This is a genomic window from Corynebacterium sp. CNJ-954 (assembly GCF_001942345.1).
Lineage (GTDB): Bacteria > Actinomycetota > Actinomycetes > Mycobacteriales > Mycobacteriaceae > Corynebacterium.
In genome coordinates this window covers 92,980-119,201 of sequence record NZ_MKKI01000002.1, presented here as the reverse complement: position 1 = coordinate 119,201, position 26,222 = coordinate 92,980, and the positions used below count along the sequence as shown (strand labels likewise).

Annotated in this window: 32 protein-coding genes; 20 read left to right on the top strand and 12 right to left on the bottom strand. The window is 64.4% G+C overall.

The features are described 5' to 3' along the window. The first annotated feature begins 6 nt into the window (after positions 1-6). Positions 7-1,884 (top strand): calcineurin-like phosphoesterase family protein, encoded by a 1,878-nt coding sequence (locus tag BJF89_RS01385; RefSeq protein ID WP_083650426.1) that lies wholly within the window; start codon positions 7-9, stop codon positions 1,882-1,884. Here the strand turns inward: BJF89_RS01385 and BJF89_RS01380 are convergent. Beyond that, complete coding sequence (locus BJF89_RS01380; RefSeq protein ID WP_075811593.1) at positions 1,865-2,233, bottom strand: DNA-3-methyladenine glycosylase; 369 nt, start codon at positions 2,231-2,233, stop codon at positions 1,865-1,867. The genes BJF89_RS01385 and BJF89_RS01380 overlap by 20 nt on opposite strands. Beyond that, positions 2,215-2,769, bottom strand: coding sequence for a hypothetical protein (locus BJF89_RS01375; protein ID WP_075811591.1), 555 nt, complete (start codon positions 2,767-2,769; stop codon positions 2,215-2,217). Before BJF89_RS01375 ends, BJF89_RS01380 begins: the two co-directional genes overlap by 19 nt. Positions 2,770-2,950: 181 nt before the next feature. Between BJF89_RS01375 and BJF89_RS01370 the strand changes: the two genes are divergently transcribed. Genes BJF89_RS01370 through BJF89_RS01360 form a run of 3 tightly spaced genes read left to right on the top strand, consistent with a single transcriptional unit; the run spans position 2,951 to position 5,088 of the window. Then, on the top strand, positions 2,951-3,883 hold the full coding sequence (locus tag BJF89_RS01370; protein WP_075811589.1) for a Fic family protein: 933 nt from the start codon (positions 2,951-2,953) through the stop codon (positions 3,881-3,883). A gap of 46 nt (positions 3,884-3,929) precedes the next feature. Next, positions 3,930-4,202: a hypothetical protein gene (locus BJF89_RS01365; RefSeq protein ID WP_075811587.1), complete on the top strand. Its 273-nt coding sequence runs from the start codon at positions 3,930-3,932 to the stop codon at positions 4,200-4,202. Next, positions 4,195-5,088 carry a zeta toxin family protein gene (locus BJF89_RS01360; RefSeq protein WP_075811585.1) on the top strand — a complete coding sequence of 298 codons (894 nt, stop codon included), beginning with the start codon at positions 4,195-4,197 and terminating at the stop codon, positions 5,086-5,088. Before BJF89_RS01365 ends, BJF89_RS01360 begins: the two co-directional genes overlap by 8 nt. A gap of 260 nt (positions 5,089-5,348) precedes the next feature. On the opposite strand, the gene BJF89_RS01355 is transcribed toward BJF89_RS01360, so the two are convergent. Continuing rightward, positions 5,349-5,660, bottom strand: coding sequence for a cupin (locus BJF89_RS01355; RefSeq protein WP_075811583.1), 312 nt, complete (start codon positions 5,658-5,660; stop codon positions 5,349-5,351). A 195-nt stretch (positions 5,661-5,855) separates the two neighbouring features. Between BJF89_RS01355 and BJF89_RS01350 the strand changes: the two genes are divergently transcribed. Genes BJF89_RS01350 through BJF89_RS01335 form a run of 4 tightly spaced genes read left to right on the top strand, consistent with a single transcriptional unit; the run spans position 5,856 to position 8,933 of the window. Beyond that, the gene (locus BJF89_RS01350) at positions 5,856-6,644 is read left to right on the top strand and encodes an SDR family NAD(P)-dependent oxidoreductase (RefSeq protein ID WP_075811581.1); all 789 of its coding nucleotides are present in this window, start codon (positions 5,856-5,858) and stop codon (positions 6,642-6,644) included. A 9-nt stretch (positions 6,645-6,653) separates the two neighbouring features. Next, on the top strand, positions 6,654-7,469 hold the full coding sequence (locus tag BJF89_RS01345) for an alpha/beta hydrolase (RefSeq protein WP_075811579.1): 816 nt from the start codon (positions 6,654-6,656) through the stop codon (positions 7,467-7,469). 25 nt (positions 7,470-7,494) lie between these two features. Then, entirely contained in the window at positions 7,495-8,016 is a 522-nt protein-coding gene (locus BJF89_RS01340) for a hypothetical protein (protein ID WP_075811577.1), read from the top strand. Then, positions 8,013-8,933 carry an MsnO8 family LLM class oxidoreductase gene (locus BJF89_RS01335; protein ID WP_075811575.1) on the top strand — a complete coding sequence of 307 codons (921 nt, stop codon included), beginning with the start codon at positions 8,013-8,015 and terminating at the stop codon, positions 8,931-8,933. The genes BJF89_RS01340 and BJF89_RS01335 overlap by 4 nt, the downstream gene beginning before the upstream one ends. Positions 8,934-8,936: 3 nt before the next feature. Here BJF89_RS01335 and BJF89_RS01330 read toward each other — a convergent pair whose 3' ends face one another. Next, positions 8,937-9,806, bottom strand: a complete 870-nt coding sequence (locus BJF89_RS01330; RefSeq protein ID WP_075811573.1) for a helix-turn-helix transcriptional regulator — start codon at positions 9,804-9,806, stop codon at positions 8,937-8,939. 133 nt (positions 9,807-9,939) lie between these two features. On the opposite strand from BJF89_RS01330, the gene BJF89_RS01325 reads away from it, so the two are divergent. Beyond that, the gene (locus BJF89_RS01325; protein ID WP_075811672.1) at positions 9,940-11,394 is read left to right on the top strand and encodes an MFS transporter; all 1,455 of its coding nucleotides are present in this window, start codon (positions 9,940-9,942) and stop codon (positions 11,392-11,394) included. Positions 11,395-11,491: 97 nt separating this feature from the next. Here the strand turns inward: BJF89_RS01325 and BJF89_RS01320 are convergent, their stop codons facing one another. Together BJF89_RS01320 and BJF89_RS01315 are read right to left on the bottom strand one after the other, a co-directional pair. After that, positions 11,492-11,926, bottom strand: a complete 435-nt coding sequence (locus BJF89_RS01320) for an NUDIX hydrolase (RefSeq protein ID WP_075811571.1) — start codon at positions 11,924-11,926, stop codon at positions 11,492-11,494. Positions 11,927-11,950: 24 nt separating this feature from the next. Then, on the bottom strand, positions 11,951-12,184 hold the full coding sequence (locus BJF89_RS01315) for a hypothetical protein (RefSeq protein ID WP_139311830.1): 234 nt from the start codon (positions 12,182-12,184) through the stop codon (positions 11,951-11,953). An 84-nt stretch (positions 12,185-12,268) separates the two neighbouring features. On the opposite strand from BJF89_RS01315, the gene BJF89_RS18385 reads away from it, so the two are divergent. Continuing rightward, a complete protein-coding gene (locus BJF89_RS18385) occupies positions 12,269-12,421 on the top strand; it encodes a DoxX family protein (RefSeq protein WP_222843787.1) in 153 nt (50 codons plus the stop codon). Here BJF89_RS18385 and BJF89_RS01310 read toward each other — a convergent pair. Next, positions 12,402-13,004, bottom strand: coding sequence for a TetR/AcrR family transcriptional regulator C-terminal domain-containing protein (locus tag BJF89_RS01310; RefSeq protein WP_075811670.1), 603 nt, complete (start codon positions 13,002-13,004; stop codon positions 12,402-12,404). The genes BJF89_RS18385 and BJF89_RS01310 overlap by 20 nt on opposite strands. A 73-nt stretch (positions 13,005-13,077) precedes the next feature. Between BJF89_RS01310 and BJF89_RS01305 the strand changes: the two genes are divergently transcribed. The 3 genes from BJF89_RS01305 (at position 13,078) to BJF89_RS01295 (ending at position 15,615) form a co-directional block, all read left to right on the top strand. Then, positions 13,078-13,941 (top strand): siderophore-interacting protein, encoded by an 864-nt coding sequence (locus tag BJF89_RS01305; protein WP_222843786.1) that lies wholly within the window; start codon positions 13,078-13,080, stop codon positions 13,939-13,941. Positions 13,942-14,003: 62 nt separating this feature from the next. Next, a complete protein-coding gene (locus tag BJF89_RS01300; RefSeq protein WP_075811567.1) occupies positions 14,004-14,519 on the top strand; it encodes a MarR family winged helix-turn-helix transcriptional regulator in 516 nt (171 codons plus the stop codon). Then, positions 14,512-15,615, top strand: a complete 1,104-nt coding sequence (locus BJF89_RS01295; RefSeq protein WP_075811565.1) for a DNA alkylation repair protein — start codon at positions 14,512-14,514, stop codon at positions 15,613-15,615. The genes BJF89_RS01300 and BJF89_RS01295 overlap by 8 nt, the downstream gene beginning before the upstream one ends. 1 nt (position 15,616) lies before the next feature. Here BJF89_RS01295 and BJF89_RS01290 read toward each other — a convergent pair whose 3' ends face one another. After that, the gene (locus BJF89_RS01290; RefSeq protein WP_075811563.1) at positions 15,617-16,054 is read right to left on the bottom strand and encodes a MarR family winged helix-turn-helix transcriptional regulator; all 438 of its coding nucleotides are present in this window, start codon (positions 16,052-16,054) and stop codon (positions 15,617-15,619) included. Positions 16,055-16,140: 86 nt separating this feature from the next. On the opposite strand from BJF89_RS01290, the gene BJF89_RS01285 reads away from it, so the two are divergent. Then, positions 16,141-17,526 carry an MFS transporter gene (locus BJF89_RS01285; protein WP_075811561.1) on the top strand — a complete coding sequence of 462 codons (1,386 nt, stop codon included), beginning with the start codon at positions 16,141-16,143 and terminating at the stop codon, positions 17,524-17,526. Here BJF89_RS01285 and BJF89_RS01280 read toward each other — a convergent pair. Then, entirely contained in the window at positions 17,515-18,528 is a 1,014-nt protein-coding gene (locus BJF89_RS01280) for an aldo/keto reductase (protein ID WP_075811559.1), read from the bottom strand. The two genes, BJF89_RS01285 and BJF89_RS01280, sit on opposite strands and share 12 nt — an antisense overlap. Before the next feature lie 72 nt (positions 18,529-18,600). Between BJF89_RS01280 and BJF89_RS01275 the strand changes: the two genes are divergently transcribed. After that, positions 18,601-19,578, top strand: coding sequence for a zinc-binding dehydrogenase (locus BJF89_RS01275; protein WP_075811557.1), 978 nt, complete (start codon positions 18,601-18,603; stop codon positions 19,576-19,578). After that, complete coding sequence (locus BJF89_RS01270; protein ID WP_075811555.1) at positions 19,575-19,886, top strand: cupin; 312 nt, start codon at positions 19,575-19,577, stop codon at positions 19,884-19,886. The genes BJF89_RS01275 and BJF89_RS01270 overlap by 4 nt, the downstream gene beginning before the upstream one ends. Positions 19,887-19,905: 19 nt before the next feature. Here BJF89_RS01270 and BJF89_RS01265 read toward each other — a convergent pair whose 3' ends face one another. From BJF89_RS01265 to BJF89_RS01255, 3 genes are read right to left on the bottom strand one after another with little or no spacing between them, the layout of a single operon-like run. Beyond that, positions 19,906-20,676: a MerR family transcriptional regulator gene (locus BJF89_RS01265; protein WP_075811553.1), complete on the bottom strand. Its 771-nt coding sequence runs from the start codon at positions 20,674-20,676 to the stop codon at positions 19,906-19,908. 15 nt (positions 20,677-20,691) lie between these two features. Continuing rightward, entirely contained in the window at positions 20,692-21,459 is a 768-nt protein-coding gene (locus tag BJF89_RS01260) for an ABC transporter permease (protein WP_075811551.1), read from the bottom strand. Next, a complete protein-coding gene (locus tag BJF89_RS01255) occupies positions 21,456-22,226 on the bottom strand; it encodes an ABC transporter ATP-binding protein (protein ID WP_075811666.1) in 771 nt (256 codons plus the stop codon). The genes BJF89_RS01260 and BJF89_RS01255 overlap by 4 nt, the downstream gene beginning before the upstream one ends. A gap of 316 nt (positions 22,227-22,542) precedes the next feature. On the opposite strand from BJF89_RS01255, the gene BJF89_RS01250 reads away from it, so the two are divergent. The 4 genes from BJF89_RS01250 to BJF89_RS01235 are packed head-to-tail and all read left to right on the top strand — an operon-like array spanning position 22,543 to position 26,184. After that, positions 22,543-23,559 (top strand): tripartite tricarboxylate transporter substrate binding protein, encoded by a 1,017-nt coding sequence (locus BJF89_RS01250; RefSeq protein WP_083650423.1) that lies wholly within the window; start codon positions 22,543-22,545, stop codon positions 23,557-23,559. After that, complete coding sequence (locus tag BJF89_RS01245) at positions 23,559-24,074, top strand: tripartite tricarboxylate transporter TctB family protein (protein WP_075811547.1); 516 nt, start codon at positions 23,559-23,561, stop codon at positions 24,072-24,074. Before BJF89_RS01250 ends, BJF89_RS01245 begins: the two co-directional genes overlap by 1 nt. After that, entirely contained in the window at positions 24,071-25,708 is a 1,638-nt protein-coding gene (locus BJF89_RS01240) for a tripartite tricarboxylate transporter permease (protein WP_083650422.1), read from the top strand. Before BJF89_RS01245 ends, BJF89_RS01240 begins: the two co-directional genes overlap by 4 nt. Continuing rightward, positions 25,705-26,184 (top strand): universal stress protein, encoded by a 480-nt coding sequence (locus BJF89_RS01235; protein ID WP_075811543.1) that lies wholly within the window; start codon positions 25,705-25,707, stop codon positions 26,182-26,184. Before BJF89_RS01240 ends, BJF89_RS01235 begins: the two co-directional genes overlap by 4 nt. Positions 26,185-26,222: the final 38 nt, after the last annotated feature.

Genomic DNA, 26,222 nt, shown 5'->3' with positions numbered 1-26,222 from the left:
GCCCCCATGCCCTCACGCATGCCCTCACGCGTGCTACGCGCACCCCTCGGTACCGCCCTCGCCGCTGCCGTGATCCTCACCGTCACACCAGCCCACACGCCCGCCTACGCCCAGGACGGTTCCGCACTGCCCGGTTCAAGCTCACGTCCGGGGTCCTCCGTCCCCACCGACCCGTCCGGTAACGAGGGACTCTACGAGGGCTCTGTCGAGGTCGTCGACGGTGAAGCCAATGACCAGAGTATCTTCACCGGTCGCGTCTTCGACGACGCCAACAAGAACTCCACACTTGACGGCGACGAAGCCGGCATCCCCGGGGTCAGCGTCTCCAACGGCCTCGAGGTAACCACCACCGACGACACCGGCCGCTATGAGCTCCCGGTCCGCGACAACATGTCGGTGTCGGTGACCCAGCCCGCGGGCTGGCAGGTCCCCGTCGACGAGAACAACTTCGCCCAGTTCAGCTACCAGCACTATCCGGAGGGCTCACCGGATCTCGAATTCGGTGGCCTCGAACCGTCCGGCCCCGTCCCCACCGCAGTGAACTTCCCGCTCGCGGCGTCCAAGGCAACCGCGGCCCCGGAGCAGTCCTGCCCCATCGCCGCGGACACGCAGACCTACGACAAACAGGAAGTCGAGTACGCGCGGAAAGGCGCCCCGGCGGATCTCGCCGCCCGAAACGACTACGCAGGCTGCGGAATCCTGTTGCTCGGCGACAACGTGGGCGACGACCTCAGCCTCAATCCGGACCTGAAACAGCTGTACAGCGGCGCCAACGGACCCGTCCGTGCGCTGCCGGGGAACCACGACATCGACTACGACGCCACGTCCGACGTCAACGCCACCGACACCTACCGACGGGATTTCGGCGCACCGTACTACTCCTACGACGTCGGCGAGACCCACTTCGTGGCCCTGGACAACATCGTCTACCACGGCGACGACGGCACCGGAAACGGCGGATACGACGAGAAGATCGACGATCAACAGCTGGACTGGCTCAGAAATGACCTGGCGACAGTCGACCCGGACCAGCAGATCGTGATCGCCGCGCACGCGCCGATCGTCAGCTACCAGGAGGTCGTGACCGACAACGCCAACGACCTGTACGACATCCTCGCCGACCACCCCACTGCGGTGACTGTCGGCGGGCACACCCACACCCTCGAACACCTCCTGGCCGGGGAACAGCGTGCAGAATGGGCCGACAACGAGCAGAGCCCGATCACCCAGCTCAGCCACGACCAGATCATCGCCGGCGCGGTGTCCGGCGACTGGTACTCCGGTGAGCTCAACGACAATGGCGTCCCCCACGCCTACACATCGGACGCCGCCGAGCCGGGCGTGCTGACCTTCGAGTTCGACGGCACCGGCCGCAGTGAGTACTACACCGTGCGTAATGAGAAGCAGGACCACCAGTTCCTGACCGGGATCAACTCGCCGACCTGGCGTACCTGGGCCGAGAAAGCACAGCAGTGGCAGGACAGCGACAAACAGGGGGATGCCCCGGAACAGATCAACCCGCTGGAGGTGTCCCGGAAGGATGTCGGCGGCGGAGAGTCCTTCCTGACGACCAGTTTCTTCGGCGGTTCCACAGCCGCGGACGTTCAGGTCACGATCAATGGTGAGGCTGTCGATGCCGAGCACACGCAGCCGGCCGAGGGAGAGACATTGAACAAGGACTGGGAGTACACGGAAACTGTCTCCGCCACGCACAACCTGAGTTCGACCGGCAACGTCGCCCAGGCCAGCCCGCATGTCTGGCGTGCGACGCTGCCGGACGACCTGACTGTCGGTGAACACACCGCCGAGGTCACGGGCACCGACCGGTACGGACGGCAGACCTCGCAGACGGTGAAGTTTACCGTCACTGAAGACGACCAGTAGGCAGACGACGATTGAACGCCTCCATCACCGCCGCCTGGATCACGGCGGCGTGCTCACCCCAGTGTGCGGTGAGCTCACGGACGGTGCGTTCGCTCGGCATCTCAGGAAGATCGTGCAGCCAGCGAACTGCCTTCCGCACGCCCAGGTCCCCGGCTGCGACCAATGGGCGGTCGAACCAGCGGATCATCACCCAGTCGGCGGTCCACCGTCCGATACCCGGAATCGCTGTCAGACGGCGACGCAGTTCAACGTCATCGAGGTCCGTGAGCGTCTGACTGTCGAGGACACCATCTGCGATTGCGCGGGCCGTCGCCAGGATGCATCTGGCTTTCATACCGCTGAGCTGCATCTCCCGTAATTCCTCCACCGACGTTCCCAGCGCCGTGTCGATATCCAACCAGTACGCACCCGTATCTCCGACGGATGGTAGATGCCGAGCCGTGCCGCCAGACGTTGCCGCAGGACGGAGGCGAACTCGAGGTTGACCTGCTGGGCAGTCACGCACCGGACCACCGACTGGAACAGCGATGTGGATCGCACCACCGCTGCAGACTCGATGATCTCGCGGGGCACCTTCCCCGTAACCTCGGGGCAGGTGTTCTCCCACCCCGCGCCAGCAGCATCACCGACGATGAACTGCCGACGAACCAGGCCCTCAATGTCAGTCGGGTCCCCGCCGACCGTCACCGTCCAGTTTGTCGGTCCGGTCTCCTCGCTCACATCAATTTGGACGGCCTTCACAGCGTCCCCGGTATCGATGGCACGCGTGAACCGGCGGCCGTCCCACCGGTCAATCATGTCGTCGCCGTGACGTCGGAACGTATCGAGCGATACCGGCGACGTAAAGAGCGGGGCCATTATCCGGGTCATCTCACGGTCGGTCATTCTTCCAGTATCCGATGCTCGAGGACGCTGTGCCACGTGCCCTTTCGGAAGCACAGTAGTAACGGTCGATCCCCCGAGTTCTCATCGAGCTATCCGGCATCAACCTCTGCGAGAAACCCTCGCGGTAGGCGGCACAGGGCCGTAGAATTGAGAGTCCGCACTTCACGGAAAGGCGCTGACCATGACGGATTTCACCACACTGACCGGTGTCAACGGCTACCGTGCCGTATTTCCCGAGGTGTTCGACGATATGGGCGATACCGATGTCGAGCCGATCATTGAAGCAGCCCACAGCAGCGTCCTGGAGGGCTGGGAGCCCACCGCGGCGGACATGCAGAGTCTGGCGGAACGTAGTCAGCGCGACGGCCCGTCCTACCTGACGAGTACAGAGGTCGACGGGTTCGCCGACGACGGTGGCACGCCAGGGCGGGCGAAGGAGCCCGCGCCCGAACCTGATGTGTGGAGGAGCTACTTCTACCCCGGCACCACGGTGATGCGGAACCACCTCGGCATCCGCGACGACGCCCGCCTCAGCGCCGTTGAACATGTGGTGGCGACAGGCCGGGGGCTGGCATTCGCCCGCGGAGAACTCGCGGTCGAAGGGGAGAGCACCAGCGACCGTCTGTCGTCGATCCACCGCATGCTCTTCGCGGAGATCTACGCATGGGCCGGCCAGCCGCGGGTGGTCAACATGATGAAAGGCACGCACGGGTTCGGCGACCACCACAGCATGAGCATGTACATGCGCCAGCTCGACCGCTCCATCGACGGGGTCGCCTGGGAGGACGCCACGTTCGAACAGACCGTGGATGCGCTGGCCGACATTCACACCGACCTGAACTTCGCCCATCCGTTCCGGGACGGCAACGGGAGGATCTCCCGGTTGTTCATGAATGATCTCGCGCACCAGCACGGCGTGGAACTGCACTTCAACCGGGTCAGTTGTGAAGACTGGATCCGTGCCTCGGCAGCAACGTTCCTGGACCCTTCCGGGATTCACACCGACTCGACGCCGCTGCGACAGGTCTACCGTCTGGTGGCGTCGGTACCGGACAGCTCCCGAGCAGAGGGAGCGGGTCAGAGTTCATTTCCATCTGATGCAGAGCGTCTTTGAAACCACATTTCCGTGATAGGTTGATGGGGACGAAAGGATGGTCGCCATGCTCATGAAGCCGACGAAAGCCCGCATTTTCTTCGCAGAGTACGACGTGATGAAATCAGCGGCCTCGACGTTGAAGGTCGCCTACTCGAACCGCGTACGAGCCGCGTCCACCGAGGGCGACCGCCAATGGTGGGTTTCCCGTCGGCGAGCTCTCCGCGACTATGTCGCAGGCGCCGTGGACACTGACCGTGAGGACCTGATCAACCGGACACGTGTCATGCGCGACGAACTGCACCACATCGGTGGCCTCACTGTCAGCTCCAGTGTCTGACCGGCAGCTTCACCCTGCGGATTTCCCGGTGTCCGCGGCAGAGCAGAAGGACATCCTCGCCGACCTCATCTGGGACATCGACGATGAGTTTCACCGATCGTCCCGCCCTCGACTGGTGTACGTTACCGGGCAACCCGCAGCAGGAAAGTCCAGGACGGTCGACTACTTGTCGGCACAGTTGGATTCCCCTGCAGTCGTCCTGGATTCTGATGATCTCCGGAAGAACCATCCGATGATGAACGAGATCATGGCACGCGACCCCCAACGTATGGACGTGCTGTCGAACGGGCCGGTCGGCTTCTGGATGTCGGAGTTGATCGCGCACACCCGCAACTCCAGATACAACCTCATCGTCGAGAATACGTTGACTAATCCGCGCCAGGTCATGGAGACTGCCAAGACATTTCAAGCTGCCGGATATGCCGTAGGCGTCACTGCGCTCGCGGTACCCGAGGATGTCAGCAGGTTAGGGATCGTCACCCGTTACCTTGCCGGCGTGAACTCCGAGGACTTTCCACGGTGGACTACAGAGACTTCCCACTCCAGCGCCTATAGTGGCATGGTCTCCGGGTTGGAGCAGATGACAGGCGGTGTCGACCGGATTGAAGTCTACGACCGCAATGCCGGGCCCCTTTACGAGGGCACTGACGGCGCCAGCGCCGCTACCATCCTCACGGCTCACCGTGACAAGGCGATGACGCAGTCTCAGCGAGACGAATGGACCGATGACTATCTCGGATCAGTTGAGCGTCTGACACAGCCTGGAATGGTGACACCCCACACCGGCACGGTGCTGACGAAAATAGTTCTGGCGGCAGAAAGGATCGTGCCAGCTGAACAGTTGCCCGCGGCCCATTACCGGCTGCAGGAGCTACTGACGCCCTGAGTGGCTGGAAATCAGGGGCCTTCTGCCGCATCACCGATGAACGCAAGCAGCGGTGGAAAGCGCACGTCGAGATCGATCTCGTCCGACTCCGGGGTCTGTGACTGACTGGGCGCAGGCAACAAGACAAACTGGCCCGCATCCAAACAGAAGGCGGGTGAGATAACTGATCCCGGTGATTCCACCGCTTTAATGCGGTCAGGCCATCGGTTAACTTCCACCCACGATCCCACGGCATAGGAGCCTATCCCCGCCCCGGGTTCTCAGATGCTGCCTTGTCGCTCGATGACCAGGATCCGTGCTTCCCTCGCGGGGTGCGCGACGTGTGAATCCCCGGCCTCCACACAACACACTGTCCCCGGGCTGAGTCGCTCTACGCGTTCTTCGCCGTCAACCCGGTAGTGCATGTCCACGGTCCCGTCGAGAACAACGAAGACTTCCGGACCATCGTTGACATGCCATTTATACGGCTGGTCGGTCCAGTGCAGCCGAACGCTCGCATGGTCGATATCACCGAGATCAACAGATCCCCACGGGCGCTCGGCCGTGAATTCGGACGCGTCGACAAACTTCATCTCATCCTTCTCTCGCCTGGATCATCGTGCTTTGCGCCGTGTTCGGTATATCTGCCCGCCTCCATAGTGCTCATCCGGGACACCACCTGCCTGTCCCTACCGGTGCTAGGCAACCGGGGGTTCTGGCTACCTCCCGCCAGCCGAACGAGTGTGGGGGCATGACCACACGTACATGCCCCCACACAGGAGAAGATCATGGACCTGCAGCTTGATGGCCATGTCATCATCGTCACCGGAGCCACCAGCGGCATCGGCCTGGCCACCGTCCGGGAACTCGTCACCGAAGGTGCGCGCGTCGTCGCTGTCGCCCGCCACCGTCCCTCGTCCGGACTCCTTCCACCCGGTGCCGACTTCGTGGCCGCTGACCTCACCGACCCCGGATCAGCGACCCGGCTGGTCGACCACGCACTCGACCGCCACGGTCATATCGACGGGCTGGTGAACAACGCTGCCCTGTTCGACACCCGGGACTCGTTCACCGGTCTCGACGACGCACTGTGGGACGAGACGTTCGCCATGAACGTCGTCGCGCTCGTCCGTCTCACCCGTGCCGTCATCACCGCGATACGGGCCACGAACACGGCCGGCAGCATCGTCCACCTGGGTAGTGAGGCCGCCCGGATGCCCGATCCGACCATGTCCGCCTACGCCGCCTCCAAAGCTGCAGTGCTGTCGGTGTCGAAGTCGCTGGCCATCGAGTTCAGCCCCACCAGAATCCGGTCGAACGTGGTCTCCCCCGGCCCCACCCGGACTGCACTGTTCGACGCACCCGGTGGGTTCGGTGACCAGCTCGCCACACGATTCGGCACCGACCCCGATACGGCGATCGAACGGTTCATCCATGAGGAACGTCGACTGCCCACCGGAAAGATCGGACGGCCACGCGACGTCGCCACAGTGATCTCCTATCTGCTTTCCCCGCGTGCCGCACAAGTCACCGGAGCCGAGTGGTCCGTCGACGGCGGCGCACTGCGGCAGATATGAGGCCGACCCATGAGCACCACAGAACCCCACGTCCGCAGCCAAGTCGACACCCGGGTGCAGACCCGGTGGGAGTATTCTCCGACGTCCGACGAATCTGGCGTCCCGCTCCTCGTACATTGCCCCGACCAGCCACGAGGATGGCTGGTGTGGGCACACGGAGGGTCCTGGCAGTACGGTTCCGCCCGCCAGTGGGCACCCGTCACCGGCAGGATCGCCGCATTGTCTGGGTGGGCGGTCATCTCCGTCGACTACCGTCTCGTCCCCGGACACCACCATCCGGCAGCGGTTCTCGACACCCTCGCCGCGCTCGGCTGGGCCGAACAACAGGCGGACAGCCTGCCGATCGTCATCGGTGGTGACAGCGCCGGCGGGACGATCGCCGCCCTCGCTGCCCTGACACGCCGGAACACCGGCGATCGGGTGCCACTGCAACTACTGGCCTACCCGCCCCTGGACCCTGAATGTTCCCGTGCGTCCTACCCCGGCTCACCAGGAGTGCCACCTGATCGTCCAGGCCTCGTGGCCGCCTGGCGGCTGTGGCTGGGCGATCACACATCACCCAGGTCCGTCCCCACCACTCCCCTGCAGGCCGACAGCCTCACCGGGCTGGCGCCGGTGTCCCTCGTCGTCGGCGCCGAGACCCGGTGCGCGACGACGTGCGCGCCTACGCCGCCCGGTTGCAGGACGCCGGCGTACAGGTGGCACTACGCACGGTGCCGGACACCGGGCACGCCGACATCCTCGACCCCACCGGACTCGTCCTACCCGCCATCGTCGCCCTGCTCAACGCATTCACGGACACAGACCACCAGCACCAACCGCTGAATCACCCTCTGGAAGGAAAACTCTCATGACCACCACATCGACTCCCGCCCCACTGGAAGCTCTGACCCGTCACTTCATCGACCTCCGCGACGGCAACCACTTCGGCCACATCACTCGTGCCGGCAAAGAATCGGCGTTCACCCAGGCCGTGCAGCTCCTCGACGGCCCGGCCCGTCAGGTTCTCGCCGAGTTCAACGACCACCTGCTCGCTGGCACCGGCAAGATCGAGGTGACCGGCCTGCACCGCGACCAGCGCGGTGGCCTGCTCGCCTCGTGGTTGCTGACCTGGCCGGAGCAACGCGCGGCGAAACTGGCGCCGGTCAGCCTCATCGCGACCTACGGTGCCGGATTCCACCATCCCCACCTGCGCGGTGCGACCATCGGCGAATGGCCCCTGAACGTCGCCAGCCCGGACCATGCCGATGAGCTGGTACCGGTGCTGCGCACGATCGCTGCGGCGGACATCCACAACCTGGTCTTCCAGGTCGGTGGTGACTGGCGGATCATCCCGGCCATCCACCCCGCCACCGAGAGGCGGTCGGCATGAGGCTCTCCGTCCTCGACCAGGTCCCCGTCACCGACCACACCCCGACTCCAGCAGGCGCGCTCGCCAGTAGTCTGCGCCTGGCACAGGAGGTCGAAACGCTCGGGTACCACCGCATCTGGTTCGCCGAACACCACCACTCCGCCTCATTCGCCAGCCCCGCCCCGGAGATGATGGCCGCACTGGCACTCGAACGTACGGCGACGATCCGCGTCGGCACCGGTGGCATTCTGCTGCCCCTCTACCAGGCGACGAAGGTCGTCGAGGTGATGGGCCTGCTCGGCATGGTCCACGGCGACCGGGTGGACACCGGGGTCGGCAGGGCCGCGCTGGATGATCCCGCCTACGCGGAGAAGATCCATGCCCTCGTGGGATCACTGGGCACCGAATACCCCGCCGTGCCCGGTGAGCCGGACGGAAGGGTGTGGGTCCTCGGTGCCGGAGGTTCGGCGGCACCTCTGGCAGGAGACCTCGGCGCAGGCTACGCGCACGGGCACTTCTTCGTCCCGCGCGGTGGCGAGAAAGCCACCGCCGCCTACCGGGAGGCCTCGACGGCGAAGGATCACCGTCCCCATACGGTGCTGGCGGTACGGGCGGCCACCGCCGAAGATCCCGCGCGAGCACAGCAGCTCGCCGATGCCATGCTGTTGTGGCGCGCCCGGAAAGATCTCGGATACGACGGGCCGGTCCCGTCCGTCGATGCCACCGCGGCTCACCCGTGGACGGACGCTGAACGCACCCGTGCGAAAGCCCGGTCCGCGGCGATCATCACCGGGACTCCGGACGTGGTGGTCCAGCGTCTCAACGAGCTCGCGGTGAGCCACGGTGCCGACGAGATAATGGTCAACACACTCACCAGTGATCCGCACGACCGGCTGACCTCGTACCGGTTGTTGGCGGAACGGATCACCGGAGAATGACTGTCACACAGCAGTGAGCAGGCGCAGTGCGGCGAAGGACGCGCTGCCTGGTTCCGCGGTGTGGGTGAGGATGCGCTGGCCGTTGCCCTCAGGCAGGTGCAGGACCTCGTAGTCCAACGTCATCTCGCCGACCTCGGGGTGCCGGAATCGTTTGGCACCGTTGGTGCACAGACGAACATCATGACCTGCCCACAGCCGCGCGAACTCAGGGCTGTTCATGCTCAGCTCCCCGACGAGCTCAGCCAGGCGTCGGTCGTCGGCGAACTGCGCGGCGACGTAACGCAACGAGGCAACGGCGAGAGCTGCCTCGTCCTCCCAGTCGACGTAGAGATCGCGGACATGCTCGTCCAGGAACAACAGCTTCAGCTGGTTCGGCCGCTCATCAGCTCGCGACGGGGCGTCACAATCCAGGTGGCCGGCCAGCAGAAGGTGACCGGAGTGGTTCCACGCGAGGATGTCGTTGAACCTGCCCAGCAGCACCGCCGGGACGTCCCCCATCGAGTGCAGCAGACGTTCGGCGCCAGGTTTGGCGACCTCCGGCTTCACCGCGGACCGTGGACGCTTCACCGGGGCGGGGTGTGCCAGGGCATAGAGGTGTGCCCGCTCATCGGCGTCGAGCTGCAGGGCGCGCGCGAGGGCGTCGATGATCGCGTCGGAGGCGTTCTGCGACTGCCCCTGCTCCAACCGGGTCAGGTACGTCACCGACACTCCCGCCAACTGGGCGAGTTCCTCGCGTCGTAGGCCTGGGACGCGGCGGCGTCCGTAGCTGTTGATCCCGGCGTCGTCAGGGCTGATGCGGTCGCGACGTGACCGCAGGAACTCCCCCAGCTCGGTGACCGGACCGCCTGCCTGCAACGACTGTGATGTCTCCATGCAACCTATTGTCGCCTACCTGGCCGATGGTTGCCTACCCCTGTCAGTGCTAGGCAACCTCAGGCCATGCGACCCCAGACCACGCACATCAGGGCTCTGGCTACCCTTGTCACCTCCCCCGATGCTGGGACACATGAGAGACACACATACAGCACCTCCACCCACCCAGTCCCCCGCCGAACGCTTCACCGCCGCGCAGAAGATCGCGATGGTCGTCCTGTTGACCGCCAACTTCACCCTCGCCGTCGACTTCTCGATCCTGAACGTGGCGCTACCGCACATCGGCTCCGAACTCGGTTTCGCCACTGCGTCCCTGCAGTGGATCGTCACCGCTTTCGCTTTGTGCGCCGCCGGGTTCACCCTGTTCTTCGGCCGGGTCGCCGACCTCTTCGGTCGCAAGAAACTGTTCATGATCGGCATCGTCCTACTCGGCATCTCCTCTCTCGCCGGCGGGCTCGCCGGAGAGCCCGTCCTGCTGCTCGCCGCCCGCGTCGGTCAGGGCATTGCCAGTGCCATGGTCATTCCCGCAGCACTGTCGCTTATGACGACGATGTTCCCAGAAGGCCCCGCCCGTTCCAAGGCACTCGGCCTCAACGGAGCACTCATGGCCGCCGGTTTCACCGCGGGTTCCGTCCTCGGTGGCCTGCTCACCGGTGCGGTGTCCTGGCGCTGGGCCTTCTTCATCAACGTCGTCGTCGCCGTCGCCGTGATCATCATCGCCCCTTTCGTCCTGCGCGAGCCGGCGTCCGACGCCCGTCCGAAGCTCGATGTCCCCGGCGCGATCACGATCACGCTGGCTCTTGTCGCACTGGTCTTCGGTATCGACGCGGCCGGCCACAACGGCTGGACGCACCCGGGCACCTGGGGTCCGATCCTCGCCGCGGTCATCCTGGTTGCCGTCTTCCTGGCGATCGAAGGACGCGTCAAGGAGCCTCTCGTCGCTCCGTCACTGCTCAAGCGCTCCAACATCGGTTGGGGTAATACCGCCGGGCTCCTTGCCTTCGGCACGTTCACCTCACTGGTGTTCCTGCTGACCCTGTACCTGCAGCAGATCCTCGACTACAGCGCGATCGCTGCGGGACTGATCCTCGGTGTCCTCGGTATCGGTACCGTCATCGGCGGTCTCATTGCCCCACGGATCATCGGTAAGACCAACCCGAAGACCGCGATTGTCATCGGTCTTCTCGTCCAGGCTGCCGCGACCGCCCCTCTGGCATTCGCCGGGGAGAGCCACGGCTGGCTGATCCCCCTGTTGATCCTCACGTTCCTCGGTGGTGTGGCGAACCTGGTGGCCATCGTGGGCTACACCGTGACCTCCACCGCAGGTGTGCCGGCTCACCAGCAGGGGCTGGCCACCGGGTTGGTGACCATGAGTCAGCAGGTCGGTATCGCCCTGGGCACCCCGGTCATGTCAGCCATCGCCACAGGTATGGTCACAGCGACCCTGCTGCCCGGACTGCAGCTGGCGATCGGCGTCAACGCCGCCATCGCGCTGGTTGCGGCGATCCTGCTCGGCGTGTTCCTGCATCTGCCGAAGGAGAAGGAGACGTCCGAAACAGCTCCGGAGGCTGTACCGCTGGCTGCTTAACGCCGCAGCACGACAGCACCAACCACGATCCACACTGAACAGGCCGCGACGACGGGATAGATCTCGTCGTCGCGGCCTTCTCGGCCGGAATACGATCTCATCTCGCTCTTGCTTGCTGCCGTGCAGCGCCATCGATGAACCTCCGGTACACCGCGGGAAGGTTCTCGGGCAGCGCGTCCACCCCGAACCATCGCACGTCCTTGTGCTCGAAACTGGGCGTCGGTGCCTCTGCAGTACCCAGTCGGCTTGTGAGGCAGACGAGAGTCACCTGGCGCCCCGGGACCGGGGCGAAAAGTTCGGCACCGACGAGTACGAGATCATTATCAAGAACGATTCCTGACTCCTCCAGCACCTCCCGAACCGCGGTATCCGCCAGGGTCACGTCCTGCTTATCCGGCCACCCACCAGGCAACTCCCACTCCCCTCTGCCATTAAGCCCGAGCAGGACCTTCCGACCTGCGTTTCCAGCGGCGAGGACCACCACCTTCACCGAACTCGGAACCGCGTAGAATCCTGTTCCCTCCTCGATCATGGACCAGATCCTCCCTCATTCGCTTCACTTACACTGGTTCCACGCTACAAGTTTCTCCGGGTTACGTACCGCCCACGCTTCGATGACCCGTCCGCCGTCGACCAGCAGGCTGACCACCGCAACCACCCGTCCCTCGTGCGATGCCACCAACCCGAGTTGCCCGTTGACCTGGTCTTCCACAATCGTCAGCCCGGGCTGTCTCGTCAAAGCCCCGACGAAGAACTCCGCCGCATCCTCGCCACCCGCGTGCCCGGCCATGTCGTTCCACGGCACATATCCCGACACGGGTTCCGGAAGCCACTCCCGCCATACGTCTCCTTGCCGTGTTGAAGGAATCTGGTGGTGCCGACCGTCGCTGCCGCCGGACTGGTGAGCTTCTTCCTCGGGGCGAACCTGGCGCATCTGCGGGCGCGAGTGCTCCACAACATCGTCTTCCCCGGCTTCTACCTTGCCCTGGCGGTCAGTTCACTCACCCTCATCGCTCTAGGGTCCTGAGGAAGGCGTCGAGGCCGAACCCGAATCGGCGGTCAAAAGGATCGTTCAGGATGATGTCCCCCACCTGTGCCATAGCGGTGTAATCCCCGGAATGGATCACCTCCAGGATGTCCTTATGCTCCTGGGCGGGGAGTCCCTGCTCCTCCTGGACGAGACCGAGAAGGAAGTAGTGGAGGCCCCAGAACGTCCGTACAGCACTTTCATGGTCGGCACCAGACTCCAACAATGCCCCGATGATCGCATTACCCACCCGTAACGTGTTCTTCTCCACGGCGACAGTGCCGGCCACCAGGCGTGCTCCGTCACGATGGGAGAGCAACGACGTCCGGTAGCGGCGAAGGATCTCCGTCACCCTGCCCACCGGGTCACCGGTCAGGCCGTCCAGGGAGAGCGAGCCGAGCATCGCGTCTGCCATGAGTTCACGTAACCGGGCTTTCGTCTTCACCTGGTACGAGACCGTGTTGAGGTGCACACCCAGGCGCCGCGCCACCTCACGCAGAGTGAGTGCTTCCAGTCCCGCCTCGTCGAGCAGCTCGAAGGCAGCGGCGATCACATCTCCACGTACCCGTCGCTCAGTGGCCATCGTGTCCTTCCCCGTGTCATGCCGCATTCTCGACCCTGTTGACCTGCCGTCCAGGTTAGCCTACAGTAACTCCTTGGTCGATGACCAAGAAGTTTACCCGGTCGCACACGTCCTGGACGCCACTGGAATGGAGATGAGAATGGCCCGCTTCGGGAAAGAGAACCGGCGTCAGATGATGTCGCTGACGGTGGTGAGACGAACCAGGATGTCCGAGCACCTGGTCAGAGTAACCATCGGAGGCGACGCCCTCGACGGCTTCTCTTACAAAGGTGGTGACCAGTGCTTCCGTCTGTTCTTCCCTCGTCCCGGACAGACTGAGCTACGGATGCCCACGTTCGCCAACAACGGTTGGGCTGCGCAGTACTTCCTGATGTCCAAGGACGTACGACCCTACGTCCGGAACTACACGGTCCGCGCCTTCCACCCCGAGTCGAATGAACTCAACGTGGACTTCGTCGTCCACGGTGACGGGCCTGCCTCCGTCTGGGCACAACAGGCAGAACCAGGGAGCCCGGTGGGGATGTTCGACGAAGGCCGCAGGTACCGGCCACGCGAGGAAGCGGAGTGGCAGCTTCTGGTCGCCGACGGAAGTGGCTTACCCGCCGCACTCGCCATCGCCGAGGAGACGCCCCCGTCCCTTCCCACCCGTCTCATCGTCGAGGTCCCGACACCGGACGACGTCCTCGGAACGACATTCGGCCCTCATGTGTCGGCGACCTGGCTGGCGAGCTCTGACGGGGACGGCGAGGTGCCAGGCGAGCTGGCCCGCGGCGCAGCTTTGGCCACGCCCCCGCCCAGCAGTCCTGGCACCGTCTTCGTGGCCGGAGAGAACTCACTGGCGACAGGCACGCGACGTGGGCTCGTTGCGGCAGGCGTACCGAAATCGGCGATTTCGTTCTACGGCTACTGGAAGGTCGGACGCTCCTCGCCCAGCTGATCGTTCTCGCCGACATCGTGTGCTGGTCGCCGATGTGGTCTCAGCACCGTTATTCTGGTGAGATGGCTGATACCCCGGACCCCGACTTCTGTCTCCCCCTGCCACGCCACGGGGGCGACGAGTTCGCCGAGGATCTGGACGCACGGGTCGGATCGCACATCAAGCAGGCAGAGCAGGCGATGATTACAGCGAAGACTGCCGCCCTGCGTCCTCTCGGACTGACAGTGCCCCAGTACGCCGTGCTGATGTCGCTACATTATGTACCGGGGCAGTCATCCGCCCAGCTCGCCCGCGTCGCCGCGGTGACACCGCAGACGATGGGAACGATCCTGGACAAACTGGAGAAACGCGGCCTGGTCGAGCGCACCCCGTCCACCATCCACCGTCGGGTGTTGGTCACCACCCTCACCCAGGACGGTGCTGAGCTTGTCCTCCGGGCCGATGACCTCGCCCGCGGCATCGAAGAACGACTCGGCCAGGCTTTCAGCGCCTCCGAACGCAGGCAGCTACGCGCTCTGCTGCAGCGGGCAACGTCCACGCTGCGCGGTGAGGCTTCGGAGGTGCAGCCACATGGCTGATTTCAAGGACGAACTGTCACCTGGGCTCGTCGGCCGCCTGGCCGATGCATTCGCGGACACCTCGGAAAGCTTCGACAGTGCCAGCTTCCAGCAACGAGCGGTATCCGGACTCGACGGTCTCGAACTGAAAGCCCGGGTTACCTGGATCGCCCGAGCACTCGCCGAGTCGCTACCGACGTCACCTGATGACGCCGCCCACCTAATTCGGCACGCGGTCGACAACGACAACCGGACTGGGACGGGGAACCTGCAGGGCTGGGCATCCATGGCCGTCAACGAGTACATTTCCACGGCCATGCTCGACCGTCCTGACATCGCTCTACCCCTCTTGGGTACTCTGACGTCCCACTACACGGCGGAGTTCGCGATCCGTCCGTTCATCGACGCGCACTACGACACGACGATGGAGCAGTTGCGGGCGTGGACGACCAGCACTGACGAGCATGTCCGACGGCTCGTTCCCGAGGGGTCACGGCCACGGCTCCCGTGGGGACGCCGTCTCCACCGGTTCATCGACGACCCCAGCGATTCGCTGGCGCTCCTGGAACCACTGGTCAACGACGACTCACTCTACGTCCGGCGTTCAGTGGCCAATCATCTCAATGACGTCAGCAAAGATCACCCTGGCCTCGTCCTCGACACCGCGCGTAGATGGGCCGGGGAATCCACCCAGGGTGACTTCGTGGTGCGCCACGGCCTGCGCACGCTGATCAAACGAGGCGATCCCGGGGCTCTCGCCATTCTCGGCTTCGACCACGACGCTCCGATCGAACTCACGGAGCTGTCCAGCAGTCCGTCGACGATCGCCATCGGAGAGACGACGACCATCTCCTTCACGTTGCAGGCGTCCGCCCCGACGAAGGCGGCGATCGACTACCTGGTGCACTACCAGGGGGCGCACGGCCCGAAAGCAGGCAAGGTGTTCAAGCTGACGGTACGGGATCTCCCGGCGGGTGAGCCCGTGAGCTTCTCGCGGCGCCATGCATTCAAGCACGTCTCGATCAGGACCATCCGGCCCGGCCCACACCTCATCGAGATCCAGGCCAATGGGCGGATTCTCGGCGCAACGACGGTCGAGGTCGTCGCTGACCGCTAACCTACGACTCTTCAACCAACAGCCGTATCCCCTCGACCAGCACCTCCACCTGAGAATCCGGCCAGTGTGCAACCCGCTCGGCAAGATGCCGCGTCAAAGCCTCGCGGAGCTTAGCCACCACGGAGTCGCCCTCAGGCGTGAGAACAAGCAGTGTGGCCCGTCCATCGTGCGGGTCGGGACGGCGCTCGAGAAGGCCGGCCGCCTCAAGACGGTTGGCATAGCGACTCGTCCCTGAACGATCGATTCCGACTTCTTCCGCCAGACGTGCTGCCGACCGGGGCCCCAGGCGAGCGAGACCGCTGATTACGGGATATGTCTGTCGATCCACTCCGTTCGGTGCTCCATCGAGGATGGCGTCATACAGGGTATTTCGATTGCGCCGTAGCAGTAACTGCCCCAGTGCTTCTTCCAGGTCATGGGCAAGGGCGATGTTCGTCATTTAGTCATGATACGTGCACAACACACGCAGTACGCGTATGCTGCCATTTGCGTGCAAATCGCACGCAAAAAGCGGCAGGAGGCCTCATGAGAAACCTCAGCAGAAGCACACTGATCGGTCCAACCCTGGTGCTGGCCACACTGGTTTCCAGCATCATCAGCTCGTTCGGCGCACCACTCATCCCAACGATCGCCGATGATTTCCATGTGCCACTGAGCACAGCACAATGGTCTTTGACGGTCGCACTCCTTGTCGGAGCGATCAGCTCCCCGGTTCTCGGCAGACTCGGGGACGGCCCCCGACGCCGCGCCACGCTGCTCAGCGGTCTGGTCGTGGTCACGGTGGGCAGCATCCTCGCCGCAATCGCCGGAAGTCTGGGAATGCTACTGGTGGGTCGTGCCCTCCAAGGGGTCGGCCTCGGCTTGTCCCCGTTGGCGATGGCCACGGCACAAGACGCATTACCCCGTGACAAAGTGGCGCCGATGATCGCACTCTTATCGGTCTCCGCCGGCGCCGGTCTCGGTGCCGGATACCCGATAAGCGGTTGGCTCGCAGAGGCATGGGGCCTGGCCGGCGCGTACTGGTTCGGCGCTATCGTCTCCGGTCTGACCGTGATCTGCGTCGCCGTCGTTGTTCCACACACCACCACACATGATCCGGCTCCGCGGCTGGATTGGCCCGGAATCGCACTCCTCACGCTCGCGTTGACGACCACCCTCGTGGCCATATCTGAAGGAGCACACTGGGGATGGGGTTCGCCGTCGATTGTTGCGCTGCTGATCAGTGGCATCGTCCTGTTCACCGGCTGGACTGTCCAGCAGCTACGCACCAGACATCCGTTGGTACAGCTCCGACTGCTGCGACATCCGTCCGTACTCTCCGGCGACGCGTGCGCGCTGGCGCTCGGAGCAGCCATGTATATGGTGTTGTCCGGGGTGACCGAGTTCGCACAGTCACCCAGCTCCGAGGGTTTCGGATTCTCGGCCTCTGCAGCGGTCGCTGGCCTCACCCTCATCCCGCTGTCGTTCTTCATGCTGGTCAGTAGCTCACGCATCCTCCCTGCCGCACTCCGCCGGTTCGGTAGGCGCCCAGTCCTAACACTGGGATGTTTCATAGCGTCGATTGGCTGCGGCTTCTTCGCTCTTGCCCACGACGACCTCTGGCAGGCTTTCGCCATGACCGCGATCCTCGGAATCGGACTGGGTGTCACCTTCGCCGCGATCCCCGGCGCGATTGTGCAGGCGGTCCCGTCCGGGGAGACGGGGAGCGCAACCGGTTTCTACCAGGTGGTGCGCTTCACCGGCTTCGCCATAGGCAGCGCTTTGACGGCGACCATCCTCACCGCGCGCGCCACCGCCGGCAATCACGCGACACTCGAGGGGTATACGACCGTGCTGTGGGTGTCCGCGGCGCTCTGCGTTTCCGCCGGGGCTCTCGTCTGGCTACTTCAGCCTGCCCGCTCAGTACCGTGACCCGACCGGTGCAGGGAGATTGTCCAGTACGGCCCGCTCATCGTCTGTGAGCTGGATCCGTCCCGCTCCGAGATTCTCCCGTAGGTGTGCGCTGCTGCGCGTACCTGGAATGGGAATCACGTGGTCACCCAGCCCGAGCAGCCACGCCAAGGAGACCTGGGCAGGTGTCGCGTCATGAGCGGCAGCGATGCGTGCGACCTCGTCGGTGATTGCCTGATTCCGGAGAAAGGCTTCCGGGAGGAAGCGGGGGTTTGTCGCCCGGAAGTCGCCGACCTCGAAACCGTCGACAGTCAGAGTACCGGTGAGGTAGCCGCGCCCCAATGGCGCGAAGGGGATGAACGCGACACCATGGCGCTGCGCCCAATCTACGAGATCTCCCTCGGCAACGCTTCCTGCCCCTGCCACGTCGTCAGACGCTGTGTCCTCTGACTGAACGCCGAGCGGTTCCCGGGTCCACAGGGACAGTTCCGACTGGATCGCCGCAACCGGGTGAATGTGATGTGCCACCTCCGCCTGCCGGATGGTCACCTCAGACAGGCCGAGATGACGGATCTTCCCTTCAGCCACCAGCTCGGCCAGTGCAGACCAGCTCTCCTCCAGCGGCGTCGTCGGGTCCACGCGGTGCAGGTAGTAGAGGTCGATGTCATCGACGCCGAGCCGCCGGAGGCTCTCGTCGACCTGGCGGCGCAGAGCGTCCGGTCGCCCGTCGCGGTGCATGGTCCTGGTGGCGAGGTCGTCAACGACGAGGCCGCCTTTGGTGGCGATGACGGCATCATCCCGCCGTCCCGCGACTGCCTTGCCGACGAGCTTCTCGTTGTGACCGTCGCCGTACACCGCGGCGGTGTCAAGCAGTCTGATTCCCGCATCCAGTGCGTCACGGATAACACGGCCAGACGCGGCGTCGTCCCGCCCACTTTCCGCATATCCCCAGCTCATTCCCATACATCCCAGCCCGATCCTCCCCACTGCCGGCCCGTCATCACCCAATGTTTTCTCCTTCATCTTGCCTACTTTCCGTCGATATCAGTATGCTTACATAAACCAGCATACTGATATGAAGAAAGAGGCGCGACCATGAAAGCTGTACAGATCACCCGTTACGACGGACCCGAGGGGCTGAGCTACGACACGGTCGACGCCCCCGAACCGGGTACCTCAGAGATCGCGATCGACGTCCACTACGCCGGGGCGAACTATGTGGAAGCCCTGTTCGCCGACGGGCTGGTCCCCAATCCCCTACCGTGGGTCCCCGGCATCGAGGTGTCCGGCAGCGTCCGGGCTCTCGGCGACGGCGTCGGCGGGTTCTCTGTCGGCGACGCCGTCGCCGCGCTCACGATCAACAACGGCGGCGGTTACGGTCAGGTCGCCGCGACCCACGCCGACCTGGTTGCACCACTACCGGCGGGCATGGATCCCGCGCTGGCCGCCGCGGTGCCGTCCAACACCACCACTGCGCTCCTCGCGCTGGAGAAGGTCGCCCGCCTCGCCCGCGGGGAACACGTCCTCGTCCACGCCGCCGTCGGCGGGCTGGGATCGCAGTTCGGACAGGTTGCCCGTGTGCTCGGTGCTGGTCGTGTAGTCGGGGTCGTCGGCTCCGAGGGGAAACGACGGGCTGCCCGTGAACTCGGGTATGACGACGTCTGGCTGCGCGACGAACTCACTGACGCCACCGCAGGGCAGTTTGATGTGGTGGTCGATCCGGTGGCAGGACCGGGACGGATCACCAGTCTCGGACTCCTGCGCCTCGGTGGGCGACTCCTCGCCGTCGGTGACGCGGCACAGTCCGGTGACCAACTCATCAGCAGCAATAGCCTGTGGTTCAACGGAACCGGTGTACTGGGGTTCAACCTCGGCGCCCTCTCCGCCGAACGCCCGGACGTCGTGGGGTCCTATCTCCGCCAGGCACTTGCACTGGTGGCCACAGGCCAGGTTCACGTCCAGGTCAGCGACCGGGTTCCGGTCCAGGACGCACCGCGGGTACTCACCGCGTTGCGCACGGGAAACACCGTGGGCAAGACGGTACTCGTCCACCCGACAGGGCGCATTTCATGAGATTCATTGACGCCAGCACCTTCACCGCCGACCGCCCCTGGGGCGCCGTCGACCTTGGCGAGTTCGACACGGCGACGGCCAGACTCCACTGGACGAACGAACCCTATGTGTGGCACGTGAACGACGGTCCAGAGATCTTCATCGTCCTCGGCGGCGCGGTGGACATGCACTACAAGGTCGGCGAGGAAGAACGGGTGGAACACCTGACTCCCGGCACGGTGTGTTGTGTCGAGATCGGCGACTCCCACGTCGCCCGTCCCACGCCCGAAGCCCGGATCCTGGTGGTCGAGCGCAAGGACAGTGTGTGACCTGGGTCAGACGCAACCGTCACGTCTCGTCGACCGGCCGGCGTTCAATACGCGTCCATCCCTCCCAGCCTCGCTTCGCCAGCAGCTCCACCATCCGTGCGGCAGCGGGCGCCGATTCGATCATCGTCGTATCGAGCAACTTGATGAACGGATCATCGAAGCCGTCCTGGTTGAGGTTGCCCCGTTCAGCCGCATCGGTGAACACACGGTCGAGGATGTCGACGGCTTCAGCGATCCGTGGATCATCGGCGTCCCAGTCGGGCGCGCTACTGATCAGGCGGTAGAGACGCACCATGTCGGGGTTGTCCAGATCGTAGTGTTTTCCACGCATGATCTCCTCGATCTCGTCGGGCACCTGCGCTGCGATCATGATCCAGGCGTCCCGCTCCATCTCGACGTAGCTTTCGCCCACACCGAGCGCCCGCAACCGGTCGAGATAACCGACCACGGAGTCCGGGAGGGCCAGCTGTTCCCCCGCACCGAGATGGTTGAGCCGTCTGCGGGTGTCCTGCAGCCTCCTGATCTCGACACGGAGCGTCCGGTCGATCTCACGGAGTCTCCCGGCGAACTCCTCGGCATCCGCCTCGAGGAGTTCCTCAACCCGGGCCAGAGGCGCACCGGCACTGGCGAGCACGTGAACCCGAATCAACCGCACCACCGCAGCAGCGCCGTAACTCCGGTAACCGGAGTGGTTACGTTCCGGCTCAGGCAGTAACCCGATCCTGTGGTAATGACGGACTGCCGCCACGGTCACACCTGCGTACGAGGCAAGCTGGCTGATGGTGAGCATGACTCCCACCTTGCCTCAGGCCGTCCTGCGACGGTAGACCAGCATCGCCGCAGCGTAGGCGACGACGCCCACCCCCACACACCACGCCAGCGCCGTCCAGATGTCGGTGTCCACCCGCTGACCTTCCAGGAAGTTCCGGAGAGCGTCGGCAATCGACGTTGCGGGCTGATGTTCGGCGAACCAGCGAACGGGGCCGGGCATGGACCCCGTCGGGACGAATGCCGAGCTGATGAACGGCAGGAAGACCAGCGGGTACGAGAACACGGTCGCCCCTTCAGACGTCGTCGCCGATAGCCCGGCAATCACGGCGACCCAGGTCAGCGCCAGGGTGAAGAGCAGCAGCACACCGGCGACCGCCAGCCATGCCACCACCCCTGCGCTGGTCCGGAAGCCCATCACCACGGCCGCTGCGATCACGAGTACAAGAGAGATCACGTTGGCGACCAGTGAAGTGAGCACGTGCGCCCACAGCGCGGCCGACCGACTGATCGGCATCGAGTGGAAGCGGTCGAAGATTCCACCGTTCAGGTCGGCGTAGATCCGGAACGCCGTGTACGAGATCCCCATCGCCACGGTGATCAGGAGGATACCGGGCAGCATGTAGTCGATGTACTCGCGGGAGCCTCCCCCGGTGTTGATTGCACCGCCGAACACGTAGACAAACACCAGCATCATCGCGATCGGCATGACCGCGGTGGTGATGATCGTGTCAGGGCTGCGGGTGATGTGCTTCAGCGACCTCCCGGTGAGTGTGACGGTGCCGGAGAAAAAGTGGGTGCTCATGCCTGCTCCTCCCCGGTGACAAGTGCGAGGAAGACGTCCTCGAGGGACGGTTGCTTCTCCACGTACTCCACCTCGACCGGCGGGAGTAGCCGTTTCAGTTCTTCCAGTGTGCCGTTCACGATGATGCGTCCCTGGTGCAGTATCGCGATCCGGTCGGCGAGCGCTTCCGCCTCCTCCAGGTATTGCGTCGTCAAGAGCACGGTGGTGCCCTGGTCGGCGAGTTTCTCGACGGTCTTCCACACCTCGATGCGTCTCTCCGGGTCAAGGCCGGTGGTCGGCTCGTCGAGGAAGACCACCGGAGGGTTTCCGATGATGCTCATCGCGATGTCGAGCCGTCGACGCATTCCGCCCGAATAGGTGGCAACCCTGCGGTCTCCGGCGTCGGTGAGCGCGAACCGGGCCAGGAGGTCCTCGGCGATGCTTCCGGGATCCTTCAGCCGTCGGAGCCTGGCGACGAGCACCAGATTCTCCCTGCCACTGAGAATGTCGTCGACAGCGGCGAACTGGCCGGTCAGGCTGATCGACTCTCTCACCTGTGCCGCCTCCGAATCCACGTCGAAACCATGGACGACCGCCCGTCCGGCGTCTGCGCCGAGAAGCGTCGAGAGGATCCTCACGACGGTCGTCTTTCCAGCCCCGTTGGACCCGAGAAGTGCGAAGATCGTCCCTGCGGGGATCTCGAAGTCGACACCGCGCAGGACGGGAAGGTCCCCGTAGGACTTCTCCAACCCGGCCACAGATACCTCTGACGTGACCTCTGTCGTCATCATGATGCATCTCCTTGTCTCAATCCGCTCCGCCGTGTCAGCGGGAGCTCCGTCACAGCATGCAGGGTTGATGCAGCATCAAGGTCAAGCCGGGAATGCGGGAGAATGCGGACCGCAGAAACGACCGATACATCACTTCGTGATTATTCATGTGTTCTATAGCTATGCCACACGCACCACTATGTGATCTACATCGCTTTTTCCTCTCGATGTTGGGACTAACACTTTCCGTGAGGTAAGTTTTAGTCGTAAAGCGAACGAACGTGCGCACAGCGAACGATCGTCGCCGAAGACGTTGAGACCAGAGGACACATGAATGAGTGGACAGATCCCAACCAGACGAAGAACACGAACCTGCAGCACCGCACGCACCAGCATCATGGCCCTCACGATGATCGGTGCACTGGCACTGACCTCCTGCGGCTCCGACGATGCACCGGAGAGCTCGTCCTCCGGCAGCGGTGCACCTTTGAACCTCGTCGTCCCCTTCGACCCCGGTGGATCCGCCGACGGCACCGCCCGACAGCTGGCCGTCTACGCCCAGCAGACCTGTGGCAGGGACGTCATCATCCGCAATGAGACCGGCGGCTCCGGAACCGTCGGATTCCAGTCCGTCGCATCCTCCGCCGCCGACGGCAACACCATCGGCGTCGCGTCCATCGAGCTGTCGATCCTGCCTCACCTGGGAGTCTCCGAAATCGGACCGGACGACGTCCGCGGCATCATGCAGTACAGCGAACAACCCATCGCCTACGGCGTGTTGCCGGACTCCGACATCGAGGACATCGACGAGTTGCTGACGACTGACGAAGACGTCACCATGGCCAGCTCCGGTACAGGCTCGATCTACCACATGGGCTTCGCCGGGCTCGCCCAGGAGGCGGACCAGCCCAATATCCGCAATGTCCCCTACGGCGGCGCAGCCGGCGCATTGCAGGCCGTGATGGGCGGAGAGACCCGGGCAGTGTCCGTCGGCGCCGCAGAGATCGCGCCCTTCATTGAGGGCGGCCAGCTGCGGGCCCTGGCGATCGCCGGTGAAGACCGCCTGGACGACTTCCTGCCAGGGGTCCCCACTCTCAAGGAAGCGGGCATGGACTGGACGAGTTTCGCCATCCTCGGGCTCTTCGCGCCTGCGGGAACACCGGACGAGGCCGTCGAGGAACTCAACGGATGCTTCAACGAGGCACGCCAGAGCGAAGGTTTCTCCACCTACATGGACAACCTGGGATTCACCCAGGAGTACAAGAACGCCGCCGACTTCGACGCCTTCCTCTCCGAGGAATACGACCGCTACCAGACGGTCGTCGAGGACGCCGGACTGGGAGGTAACTGATGTCCACACCCCCTGACACATCCACCGACACCCCTGTCGACACCGCGACGCCTGTGAAGGACGGTTCCCTGCTCGGCGACCGCATCATCGCCGTCACCGTCATCGTGCTGGGAGCGGTCGTCCTGTTCCTGGCCTTCGGGTTCCCCGCCCCGGGACAGCCGGAGGACCCGGGAACCGCGGCCCTGCCCCGGCTCATCGGCGGAGCCCTGGTCGTCCTGGGAGTGATGCTCTTCTTCAACTGCGAGAAGAACGTCTTCCTCCCGGAGCCGGGATCGCGACTGAGGACCGGACTGATCGTCGTGGCGAGCGTGGCCTACACCTTCGCGCTGACGCCGCTGGGCTTCATGCTGTCCTCGCTGGTCTTCATGGTGTGCGGCCTGTTGATCATGGGTATCCGGAGCATCCTCCGGCTCGTGCTCGTGCCTGTCATCATCTCGGTCGCCGTCTACTACCTGTTCACCGACGCCCTGGGGGTCTACCTGCCCTCCGGCATCATTGAGGGGATCCTGCCATGAGTAATTGGATGGACGGCTTCAGCGCCGTCGCAGACTTCCAGGTCGTGATCATGCTGGTCCTGGGTGTCCTGATCGGCATGGTCGTGGGCGCCCTCCCCGGGATCTCCGCGACCGTCGGAGTGGCGCTGCTGCTCCCCTTCACCTTCGCCCTGGAACCGCTGGCCGGCATGATGCTCCTGCTGGGCATTTACGGCGGAGCTGTGTATGCCGGATCGATTCCCGCGATCCTCATCCGTACGCCGGGGACGCCGGCGTCCGCGGCGACCGTCGCCGACGGCCATGCCATGGCGATGGCCGGAAAAGGTGTGCAGGCGCTGAAGATCTCGGTGCTCGCCTCCTGCATCGGTGGTTTCGTCGGTGTGCTGCTGCTCGCCTTCTTCTCCCCCGTCATCGCTGACTTCGCCCTGGGCTTCGGTTCTTCGGCAAACTTCATGCTGGCCCTGTTCGCACTGACCATCATCGCCTCCATCTCGGAGGGCCGGATGGTCAAGGGGCTCATCGCCGGCTTCCTCGGTCTCGGCATCGCCATGATCGGTCTTGACACGATCCAGGGCTTCCCCCGCCTGACCTTCGGCAACGCCGACCTGATCTCGGGCATCTCCTTCATCCCGCTGATGATCGGTCTCTTCGCCGTCTCGGAAGCCTTCCTGCAGGTCGAACGGGTCGCCAAACTGAACCTCAAGATGAAGCCGGAGAAGTTCCGTGCCACGCCCTCCTGGTTCCGGAAACTCATGCCCTCCGGCATCCTGGGTTCCGCCATCGGCTTCGTCATCGGAATCATTCCCGGCGTCGGCGGTGACATCAGCTCCTTCGTGGCCTACAACGAGTCCAAGCGGGCGGCGAAGGACAAGTCCCGGTACGGAAAGGGCGACCCGCGTGGTATCGCTGCCGCCGAGTCCGCCAAGAACGCCGGCACCGCCGGTGCGCTGGTCCCCACCCTGACTCTCGGCATCCCCGGCGACGTCACCTCCGCGGTGTTGATCGGCGCCCTGACCGTGCACGGCCTGCAGCCCGGACCGACGCTGTTCACCGGTAGCCCGGACCTGATCTACGGCCTGTTCATCGGCTTCGCCGTCGTCTACCTCGTCCTGTTGGTCCTCGGCTGGTTCGGAACAGGTTTCTGGGTGAAGCTCATCGAGTCCGTCCCACCACGCCTGCTCTGGCCGTCGGTGATCGTCCTGGCCGTCGTCGGCTCCTACGCCATGCGCTCCAGCGTCTTCGACGTACTGGTGATGTTCCTGGCGGCGATCCTGGGCTACATCATGGTCAAGGGTGGCTTCCCGCTGGCGCCGCTGATCATCGGTGTGATCCTCGGCCCGATCGCCGAAAGCGGGTTCCGTCGCGCCATGATCATCAACGACGGCAGCTTCCGGTGGATGCTCGAACCCATCCCGCTCGTCCTGGGAATCCTGACCCTGGCGTCCATCGGCTTCGCCATCTGGCAGGCCGTCCGACGGCCTAAACTGATCGACAAAGCCGACCAGCTCAGCAGTGTCCGTGATAATCACCCGGACGACCACGCGGACGACGATCCTGTCGATGTCACGACTGCACCGGCGTCGACCGGCAATCAGCACGACAAGGACAACGAAGACAACGAGGCCAACGAGGCCAACGAGGAAGGCACACGATGACCGAGACGTCCAGAACAATCGTGACCGGCGTGGACTCCAGCCAGACGGCTCTCAACGCCGCGGAGAAAGCAGCCGAGCTCGCCGAAGGCCTGGGGGCAGAGCTCCACGTCTTCTGCGCCTACAGCATCAGCACCGCCGACACCCTCCAGTCCTTCAAGACCAAGGACCTCGGGATCTCCACCTCGGTGGCCTACCAGAACCTGACCGACGGACAGGCCCGGGCGGCTGCCCAGGTCGCGGATGCTGTCGCCGCCGTCCTCCGCGAGACGCATCCGGACCTGACGATCAAGGCCTCTGCGGAGGAAGGCACGCCCGCCGAGGTGCTCCTTCAGCAGGCCCGGACGTTGAAGGCCGACACCATCGTGGTGGGTAACAAGCACGTCCAGGGGTTCTCCCGGATCCTCGGCAGTGTCGCACGGAAAGTCGCGGCCGAGGCCAGCTGCGATCTCTACATCGTCAACACGACCCACCGTTGACGTTCCGAGACAAGCTACACTGACGGAACATAAACCAC